This is a genomic window from Kitasatospora sp. NPDC057518 (assembly GCF_042802075.1).
Classification (GTDB): domain Bacteria; phylum Actinomycetota; class Actinomycetes; order Streptomycetales; family Streptomycetaceae; genus Kitasatospora.
On sequence record NZ_JBHVEU010000426.1, the window covers coordinates 1 to 7725 of the forward strand.

The 7725-nt window shown below is 73.3% G+C and carries 5 protein-coding genes; 4 read left to right on the forward strand and 1 reads right to left on the reverse strand.

Annotated elements, in window-relative coordinates; genetic code table 11:
• Window positions 1-26: 26 nt before the first annotated feature.
• Complete coding sequence (locus ACFU7Z_RS31990) at window positions 27-2540, reverse strand: YfhO family protein (protein WP_380781332.1); 2514 nt, start codon at window positions 2538-2540, stop codon at window positions 27-29.
• Window positions 2541-2748: 208 nt separating this feature from the next.
• Here ACFU7Z_RS31990 and ACFU7Z_RS31995 point away from each other — a divergent pair, with 208 nt between their 5' ends.
• The 4 genes from ACFU7Z_RS31995 (at window position 2749) to cimA (ending at window position 7679) form a co-directional block, all read left to right on the forward strand.
• A complete protein-coding gene (locus ACFU7Z_RS31995; RefSeq protein ID WP_074001499.1) occupies window positions 2749-3312 on the forward strand; it encodes a Uma2 family endonuclease in 564 nt (187 codons plus the stop codon).
• A 58-nt stretch (window positions 3313-3370) separates the two neighbouring features.
• A complete protein-coding gene (locus tag ACFU7Z_RS32000; RefSeq protein WP_049656392.1) occupies window positions 3371-4408 on the forward strand; it encodes a 3-isopropylmalate dehydrogenase in 1038 nt (345 codons plus the stop codon).
• Between the two features lie 198 nt (window positions 4409-4606).
• Entirely contained in the window at window positions 4607-5719 is a 1113-nt protein-coding gene (locus tag ACFU7Z_RS32005) for a branched-chain amino acid aminotransferase (RefSeq protein ID WP_049656394.1), read from the forward strand.
• Between the two features lie 355 nt (window positions 5720-6074).
• Window positions 6075-7679 (forward strand): citramalate synthase, encoded by a 1605-nt coding sequence (gene cimA, locus ACFU7Z_RS32010; RefSeq protein WP_380744952.1) that lies wholly within the window; start codon window positions 6075-6077, stop codon window positions 7677-7679.
• Window positions 7680-7725 lie beyond the last annotated feature (46 nt).

A 7725-nucleotide genomic window follows, 5' to 3' on the forward strand; every position in this document is an offset into this window, starting at 1 on the left:
CACCGGGACTCCGGCGGGCCGCCCCGTCATGTGCCGGCTTGTGGGCCGGTTTCCGTGCCGGCTTGTGCGTCGGCGCCCAGGGCCGCCCGGCGGCGGTCGCGGCGCGGGACGCGGGTGGGGCGCCGGGAGAGCCGGGCGAAGACCGCCACCAGGGCGAGGACGGCGGCGGTGGCGGAGGTGACGATGAGCCCCTCGGTGAGGCCGGGCGGGCGGAAGGCGCAGGCGACGCGGGAGGCGCCGTCGCCCAGCGGGACGCCGATCATGCCGAGCACCGGGACGGGGGTGAGACGTCGGCCGCCGTCCACCGCGCAGGTCCAGCCCTCGGCGGCCGGCACGGAGAGCAGCGCGGTGCCGGTGGAACCCGCCGGGAGGGTCGCGGTGAGGGTGTGCCCGCCCGCCTCGACCCGGGGGGCGCCGGTCGCGGTGAGCCGGGCGACGGCGGCCTCCAGCGCACCGGCCCGCAGACAGCCGATCGGGCGGGCGGGCACCTGGCTCACCACGTCCGACCGCAGCGTCACCCGGACCACCCCGTCCGCCGGGACGGTCCCCAGCCGGTGGATCGGCACGGCGGTGGTGGGCTGCTCGCCGTCGCTGCGGTAGTCGGTGCCCAGGCCGCTGACCGTGCCCCGGTACCAGACCCCGTGGAAGTAGGCCGTCCCGCCCGGCGTGCAGGCGGCCGTGAACACCGTGCCCTCCCCGCCGGCCGGCACCGACCAGCCGCTGGTGCCGTGCAGGGCCAGCGCCGGACCGCCCGCCGGGACGGGCAGCGGGGCGTCGTACACCTGGCTGCCGAGCAGCGACTCCTGCCGGGACCAGACCGAGGAGGTCTCCGTCCGGGAGCCCGGCGGCAGCACGGTGACCAGCGGCGGCGCGGCGGCCCGCACCGGGGTGAAGCCGGGCGGCGGGGCGTCGTCGAGGTGGGTGCGGACGCCGAACAGCGCCTGCCCGACCGGGTCGGTGACGCTCGCGGTCTGCCGTCCGCCGGCCGTCCAGCCCGCGCCGAGGTCGTGCAGCAGCAGGGCGGTGACGGTCGGCAGGTAGCTGCTGAAGTAGCCGCCGCCCTGGCCGTTCAGCAGCAGCGGGTCGTTGGGGGTGAAGGCGTGCGGGCCGGGGTCGCTGCGGCCGCGCGGCCAGTCGGCGCCCGCCCGGACGGCCGCGTGCCCGGCCCGGACGGCCGCCGGGGAGACCCCGGAGGAAGGGACCGCGCCGAGCGCCGCGTACCCGGACCAGACGGCGTTGCCCAGCACCGCCCCGCCGATCACCCAGGTGGCGAGGGCGGTCGCCCGCCGGTCGGAGTGCCGGCGGTCCAGCAGCCACAGCGCGGCCGACAGGACGGCGCCGCCGACGGCCAGCAGCACCCAGGTGGCCGGGCGCACCGCGGGCCGGCCCGCCGCCAGGCCGGCGATCACCGCCACCACGGCGGCGCCGCCCAGCACGGTGAGCCGGTCCGGGCGGTGCGCCAGCGAGACCCAGCCCGCCAGCACCAGCAGCCCGCTGAGCACGAAGGCCACCCGGTACGGCCCGCCGGCCGGGATCGCCAGGCCGTGCCAGACCAGCACCGTCGGGGTCCAGAGGAAGCCGACCGCCACCAGTACCAGCGCCGCGCACCACAGGGCCCGCTCCCGAGCCCGCACCCGCCGGTTGAACGGCAGCCCGCACACCACCAGCAGCCCGAAGACGCCGATCGCCACGTCCGGCAGCTGCTGCCCGCCGTGGGCCGCGGGCAGCAGCCGGGAGAGGTGGGCGGCGACACCGGACGGGCCCAGCGGCTCGACCGGGGACTCCGGCTGGGCCCGGCCGGTGGCCAGCACCGCGACGAACAGCACGGGGGAGGCGAGCAGCACCCCGGCGGTGGCCGTGGTGACGGCCCGGCCGGCGGCCCGGACCCGGTGGCGCAACGGGAGCGGGGCGGCGAACAGCCGGACGGCGAACAGCAGTCCGGCCGCGAGGGTGGCCAGCGCGGCGGTGTACAGGTTGCCCGTCCAGGCGAGCGCGACGCACAGCGCGCCGGCCACCCAGTGCCGCTCGCGCAGGCACCAGTCGGCGGCCAGGCCGAGCAGGGGCAGCGAGACCAGGCCCCAGAGCCACATCGGGGCGGCCCCGCCGACGTCCAGCACCCAGGCGCACAGCCCGTACCCGACGGCGGCGAACACCCGCAGCCACCGGGGGCCGGGGTGCAGCCGGCCGAGCAGCCGGGCCATCAGGGCGGTGCCCAGGCCGATGGTGGCCAGGGTGACCAGGAGGACGGCGAGCCGGCCCTGGTCGCGGGGGAGGAGCGCGGTGGGCCAGGAGAAGGGGTTCATCAGGTAGGCGAAGAAGTCCGCCAGGAACGGGGCCCCGTAGCCGCTGTTCCAGTTGAACAACAGGTCCCCGGCGGCCTGCCCGTGCAGCAGGTCCCACAGGTGGGCGTGGTACGGCACGGCGACCGCCTCCGCCCCGGCCGGCCACCGCCCGCGCACCGCCGCCGCCAGGCCGTACCCGCCCATCGCCAGCCCCGCCGCACCCGCGCAGACCAGCACCTCCCGCCGCCGCTCGCCCATCCGCACCCCGTTCCACACGCCTCGCCGGACCCCGCCACCCTAGGGCGTGTCTGACAATTCCCGCCGGGTGCGCGCCAATGGTCAGACACGCCCTAAGCACGCCCCAGGCGCCCCCCGCGTCGCACGCGCTCCCTCGAAGGAGTGGAGTCCTAAGCGGCTCCGCCGAGTAGCCTGAGAGGGCCGCCAGGATGCCTGTATGGGAGGAACCATGAGCATCGCGCCGTACCCCGACTGGATTCGGCCTCCTGCTGGTGGCTACACCGCAGAGGACCTCGACCGGCTGCCTGATCTCCCGCCTCACACCGAGCTGATCGACGGGAGCCTGATCTTCGTGAGTCCGCAGACGAAGTTCCATGTCCGGGCGAAGCGCTTGTTGGAGCGGGGACTGGAAGCGGCGGTCCCGGATGGATGGGAGGTGTGGCCGGAGATGACGGTCACGCTCGACCGTCGGAACCGGCCGGAGCCCGATCTGCTGGTGGTCCACGAGGACTCGGACACCGGCTATCGCCAGACCGGTTTTTCCGCCGAGCACGTCCTACTGGCGGTCGAGGTGGTTTCCGAGGAGTCCCGCGAGCGTGACCGTGAGATCAAGCCGCGTAAGTACGCTGCCGCCGGTATCCGTCATTTCTGGCGCGTTGAGTGTGATGAGGGCCGCCCTGTGGTCTACACGTTCGAGCTTGAGCCGGCGTCCAAGCGGTACTTTCCGACCGGGATCTACCACAAGCAGTTGAAGGTCGATCAGCCGTTCGAGATCGAGATCGACCTGACCTGACCGTCCGCATGGTGGACGGCAGGTGTCAGTACCTGGGACGGCGGAGTAGGGTCCGAGCATGTCTCGCACCATTCGTCTCGCAGTAGTCCCCGGTGACGGCATCGGCCAGGAAGTGGTGGCCGAAGGCCTCAAGGTCCTGGGTGCCGCGCTTCCCGCCGACGTGAAGCTGGAGACCACCGAGTACGACCTCGGGGCCCGGCGCTACCACCGGACCGGGGAGACGCTGCCGGACGACGTCCTGGCCGAGCTGAAGTCGCACGACGCGATCCTGCTGGGCGCCATCGGCGACCCGAGCGTGCCGTCGGGCGTGCTGGAGCGGGGGCTGCTGCTCAAGCTGCGGTTCGCCTTCGACCACCACATCAACCTGCGCCCGGGCCGGCTCTTCCCCGGGGTGTCGTCCCCGCTGGCCGGCCAGCCGGAGATCGACTTCGTGGTCGTCCGCGAGGGCACCGAGGGCCCGTACGTCGGCAACGGCGGCACGCTGCGCACCGGGACGCCGCAGGAGGTGGCCACCGAGGTCAGCCTGAACACCGCGTACGGCATCGAGCGCGTGGTGCGCGACGCCTACCGCCGGGCGCAGGCGCGGCCGCGCAAGAAGCTCACCCTGGTGCACAAGAACAACGTGCTGGTGCACGCCGGGCACCTGTGGACGCGGATCTTCGCCGAGGTCGGCCGGGAGTTCCCCGAGGTCACCACCGACTACCTGCACGTCGACGCGGCGACCATCTTCTTCGTCACCCAGCCGGAGCGGTTCGACGTCATCGTCACCGACAACCTGTTCGGCGACATCCTGACCGACCTGGCCGCCGCCGTCACGGGCGGGATCGGCCTGGCCGCGAGCGGCAACATCAACCCGAGCGGCGAGTTCCCGTCCATGTTCGAGCCGGTGCACGGCTCGGCGCCGGACATCGCCGGCCAGGGCAAGGCCGACCCGACCGCCACCGTGCTGTCGGTCGCCATGCTGCTGGAGCACCTCGGCTTCGCCGCCGAGGCCGCCGCGGTCGAGGCCGCCGTCGCGGCGGACCTGGCCGAGCGCTCGGGCGCCCGCGGCACCTCCCAGGTCGGCGACGCGCTCGTCGCCCGAGTAGCCGGCTGACCGGCCGGATCCGAACACACGGTTCCGGCTGACGGGGCCGGACCGCACATCACCGCAGCTTGCAGCTGTTCGGCACGGCCCTCTGGATGCGAGTATCGACAGTGGGCCGTGCCGTTGTGCGTCCATTCCGGTGAAGTTTGCCGAAACGTATCTGCGGCGGTGGCGGCCCGGACCAACCCCACGGTGAAGGAAACAGCCATGAGCACGGCCACCCAGGCGCCCATCACGTTCGACCTCAAGCCCTCCGCCCACCCGCTGCCCGCAGCGGAGCGCGAGGCCCGGCTGGCCAACCCCGGGTTCGGCCGGGTCTTCACCGACCACATGGTCACCATCCGCTGGACCGAGGGCGTGGGCTGGCACGACGCCCAGCTGGTGCCGTACGCGCCGCTGGAGATCGACCCGGCGAACATGACCCTCCACTACGGCCAGGCGATCTTCGAGGGCCTGAAGGCCTACCGCCAGGCCGACGGCTCCATCGCCACCTTCCGCCCGGAGGCCAACGCCGCCCGCTTCCAGGCCTCGGCCCGCCGCCTGGCGATGCCGGAGCTGCCGGTGGAGGCCTTCGTCGAGGCCGTCGAGCTGCTGGTCCGCCAGGAGCGGGACTGGGTGCCGAACGAGCCGGAGCAGAGCCTCTACCTGCGCCCGTTCATGTTCGCCACCGAGGTCGGCCTGGGCGTCCGCCCGGCCAACTCCTACCTCTTCATGATCATCGCCTCGCCGGCCGGCGCCTACTTCCAGGGCGGCATCAAGCCGGTCTCGGTCTGGCTGTCCAAGGAGTACGTCCGGGCCGCCCCCGGCGGCACCGGCGCCGCCAAGTGCGCGGGCAACTACGCGGCCTCGCTGGTCGCCCAGGCCCAGGCCGCCGAGAAGGGCTGCGACCAGGTGGTCTGGCTCGACGCCGCCGAGCACCGGTGGGTCGAGGAGATGGGCGGCATGAACCTGTACTTCGTCTTCGGCGAGGGCAAGGACGCCAGGATCGTCACCCCGGAGCTGTCCGGCGCCCTGCTGCCCGGCATCACCCGCGACTCGCTGCTCCAGCTGGCCTCGGACCTCGGCTACGCCGTCGAGGAGCGCCGGATCTCCACCGACGAGTGGCAGCAGGCCAACGCCGACGGCACCCTCACCGAGGTCTTCGCCTGCGGCACCGCCGCCGTCATCACCCCGGTCGGCTCGGTGAAGTCCGCCGCCGCCGACTGGACCGTCGGCGCCGGCGAGCCCGGCCCGGTCACCATGGAGCTCCGCAAGGCGCTGCTGTCCATCCAGGGCGGCCAGACCCCGGACACCCACCACTGGCTGCACCGGATCGTCTGATCCCGCACCCCGGCCGGCCTGCCCCGTTTCGCATCCCGAGACGGGCGGGCCGGATCGCGGAAGCTGTGCCAGACTGCCAGCGTGTCCTCGCTTTCGCTGATTATTAGCAGCAGGCGCGCCGGTCCGCAGTGACCGCTTCCGCTGGACCCGATGCGGAGCGACCACTAGCGTCCAGACCCGCGCGCAGACCTCTCGCACCCGCGAGGGGTCTTTTTGTTTCTCCCGGACCGGCCGACGGCCCCCACAAGGGGCCCGGGGACACCGGGACCGCGCGCGGGACCATGGACAGTGGAGCCGGGACGAGAACGTCCGGCAGAGCAGTACCCAACCTCCCCGAAACGGAGAACCAGGGGTCATGACCGAGGTCACCCGTACCGACGACAGTTTCCACGTGTTCGACACCACGCTGCGCGACGGAGCGCAGCGCGAGGGCATCAACCTGACGGTGGCGGACAAGCTGGCCATCGCCAGGCACCTGGACGAGTTCGGGGTCGGTTTCATCGAGGGCGGCTGGCCCGGGGCGAACCCGCGCGACACCGAGTTCTTCGCCCGGGCCGCCGTCGAGCTGGAGCTGGAGCACGCCCGGCTGGTCGCCTTCGGCGCCACCCGCCGGGCCGGCGGCAAGGCGTCCGAGGACCCGCAGCTGGCCGCGCTGGTCACCTCCGGCGCCCCGGTGATCACCCTGGTGGCCAAGGCGCACGACCGGCACGTGGAGCTCGCGTTGCGCACCACCCTGGACGAGAACCTGGAGATGGTCCGGGACAGCGTCGAGTTCCTGCGCTCGCAGGGCCGGCGGGTGTTCATCGACTGCGAGCACTTCTTCGACGGCTACCGGGCGAACCCCGAGTACGCCGTGTCGGTGGTCCGCACCGCGCACGAGGCCGGCGCGGACGTGGTGGTGCTCTGCGACACCAACGGCGGGATGCTGCCGGGCGGTGTCCGGGAGATCGTCGCCGACGTGCTGGCCAGGACGGGGGCCCGGCTCGGCATCCACGCCCAGGACGACACCGGCTGCGCGGTGGCCAACACCCTGGCCGCGGTGGACGCCGGCGCGACCCACGTGCAGTGCACCGCCAACGGCTACGGCGAGCGGGTCGGCAACGCCAACCTGTTCCCGGTGGTCGGCGCGCTGGAGATCAAGTACGACCGCCGGGTGCTGCCCGCGGGCCGGCTGGCCGAGATGACCCGGATCTCGCACGCGATCGCCGAGCTGGTCAACCTGACCCCCTCCACCCACCAGCCGTACGTGGGCTTCTCGGCGTTCGCCCACAAGGCGGGCCTGCACGCCTCCGCGATCAAGGTCGACCCGGACCTGTACCAGCACATCGACCCCGAGCGGGTCGGCAACACCATGCGGATGCTGGTCTCCGACATGGCCGGGCGGGCCTCCGTCGAGCTCAAGGGCAAGGAGCTCGGCTACGACCTCTCCAGCGACCGGGACCTGGCCGGCCGGGTGGTGGCCAAGGTGAAGGAGCAGGAGAACCTCGGCTACACCTACGAGTCCGCCGACGCCTCCTTCGAGCTGCTGCTGCGCGACGAGGTGCGCGGCAGCCGGGACCGCTTCTACACCCTGGAGTCCTGGCGGACCATCAGCGAGCAGGGCCCGAAGGGCTTCACGGGCAACGAGGCCACCGTCAAGCTGTGGGCCAAGGGCGAGCGCCGGATCGCCACCGGCGAGGGCAACGGCCCGGTCAACGCGCTGGACCAGGCGCTGCGCGCGGCCCTGGAGGGCATCTACCCGCCGCTGGCCACCTTCGAGCTGGTGGACTACAAGGTCCGCATCCTGGAGGGCCAGCACGGTACCGGTTCCAAGACCCGGGTGCTGATCGAGTCCACCGACGGCTCCGTCACCTGGTCGACGGTGGGCGTGGCCGACAACGTGGTCGCCGCCTCCTGGCTGGCGCTGGAGGACGCGTACACCTACGGCCTGATCCGGGCCGGCCTGGAGCCGACCGAGTAGCCGGCCCGGGCCGGTCGGTGCCCGACATGCCTGTGGCCCGCGGGAC

Excerpts from the sequence above, each read along its gene's own strand:
- ACFU7Z_RS31990 (WP_380781332.1), bottom strand. The coding sequence starts at position 2,540 with ATGGGCGAGCGGCGGCGGGAGGTGCTGGTCTGCGCGGGTGCGGCGGGG.
- ACFU7Z_RS32005 (WP_049656394.1), top strand. The coding sequence starts at position 4,607 with ATGAGCACGGCCACCCAGGCGCCCATCACGTTCGACCTCAAGCCCTCC.
- ACFU7Z_RS32000 (WP_049656392.1), top strand. The coding sequence starts at position 3,371 with ATGTCTCGCACCATTCGTCTCGCAGTAGTCCCCGGTGACGGCATCGGC.
- cimA (WP_380744952.1), top strand. The coding sequence starts at position 6,075 with ATGACCGAGGTCACCCGTACCGACGACAGTTTCCACGTGTTCGACACC.
- ACFU7Z_RS31995 (WP_074001499.1), top strand. The coding sequence starts at position 2,749 with ATGAGCATCGCGCCGTACCCCGACTGGATTCGGCCTCCTGCTGGTGGC.